Origin of the sequence: Pollutimonas rozaliensis (genome assembly GCF_048751585.1) — a bacterium.
GTDB lineage: Bacteria > Pseudomonadota > Gammaproteobacteria > Burkholderiales > Burkholderiaceae_B.
In genome coordinates, this window is sequence record NZ_JAZHOB010000022.1 from 1 (window position 1) to 1,211 (window position 1,211).

2 protein-coding genes are annotated in these 1,211 nt (G+C 56.0%); both read right to left on the minus strand.

Features of this window, described 5'->3' with window-relative positions; all coding sequences use genetic code 11:
- Positions 1 to 29 precede the first annotated feature (29 nt).
- On the minus strand, positions 30 to 851 hold the full coding sequence (locus tag V0R37_RS21790) for an IS3 family transposase (protein ID WP_420376514.1): 822 nt from the start codon (positions 849 to 851) through the stop codon (positions 30 to 32).
- Positions 848 to 1,162, minus strand: a complete 315-nt coding sequence (locus V0R37_RS21795; protein ID WP_420376515.1) for a DUF1153 domain-containing protein — start codon at positions 1,160 to 1,162, stop codon at positions 848 to 850. The genes V0R37_RS21790 and V0R37_RS21795 overlap by 4 nt, the downstream gene beginning before the upstream one ends.
- Between the last annotated feature and the right edge of the window lie 49 nt (positions 1,163 to 1,211).

Here is a 1,211-nt window from a genome sequence, read left to right on the forward strand (position 1 = left end):
GTGTAATGACCCAGCAGAATCTGCTCAGATTATGCGGCTAAAGCAAATGCCTCGGCCGGGGTTTTCATGGCCAACGCCTGGTGTGGGCGCCGGTGGTTGTAAAAGCGTATCCAGTCGCCAATGACACGGCTGGCATGCTGTATGGATTCGAAGCGGTGACGGTGGGCACACTGTTCTTTAAGCGTTCTGATCACTCGCTCGACCATGCCATTTTGTTGTGGGCAATGGGGCGTGATGAACTCCTGACGCAGGCCGTAACTGCGCACCAGGGCCGTGTAGCTGCGGGAGGTAAAAACCAGCCCGTTGTCTGACCGTAACAAGAACGGTTCAGGAACGCGGCCTAGAGTCCCAAACCGGGCAATCAAGGCGTGCTCCAGTGCGCTGCCGGCGGTCGTGGCCTTCCCGCTGCGAGACAGATGCCAACCGAGTAATTCACGAGTATGGCAGTCAATCACCAAGGCTAGCGTTGCCCAATTATCACGGCCCGCCCAGATGCGGCACAGATCCGTGGACCAACGCTCATTAGGCGCGCTCGCCACCGACGGCAAGGCCTGGATGCGAGGCCTGAAACCAATGGCTCGCTTCTTTACTTGCCAGCCTTTGAGCTGGAAGATGCGCTGCACGGTGTTCTTGTTAAAGCCCAGCAGATAGGCCACTGTCCGGTAACCGAAGGATGGTGACTCTTCGATCATGGCCTTGATCGGTTCGGCGAACTGCGGGTTTATCTTGGGCTCAGCCTTAACCGGCTTGTAATACACCGTGCGTCGGGGAATACCGAACCATTGGCATAGCTTGGCGATCGAGACGGTGTACCCGTCGGCTTTAAGTCCCTGGCGGATCGTCTCGATCATTTCTCGTCCTCGCCCAACAGGGACTGCAATTTTTTTCTTGCACGCAGCTCCAGCATCGCTTCGCCATAGGCCTCTTGAAGATCCTTGAGCTGGCGTTCATATTGCTCTCGGATATCCTCGGGCTTGGCCCGCAAGGCGTTTTCCATGCCCCGCTTTGCATCGTCCAGCCAGTTCTCGATCTCTGAGGGCGATAGGTCGTAAGCACGGCTCGCTTCGGCAACCGTCGTCTTACCTTGAATAATGTCCAGCACCAGCGCGCTTTTCCGCTTGGCTGTCCAGCGTTTGATCTCGTCTTGCATCTTCATACTCATGGTGATTTCCTAAATTATCACCTGAGCAGGATTTCAGTGGGTCATTACA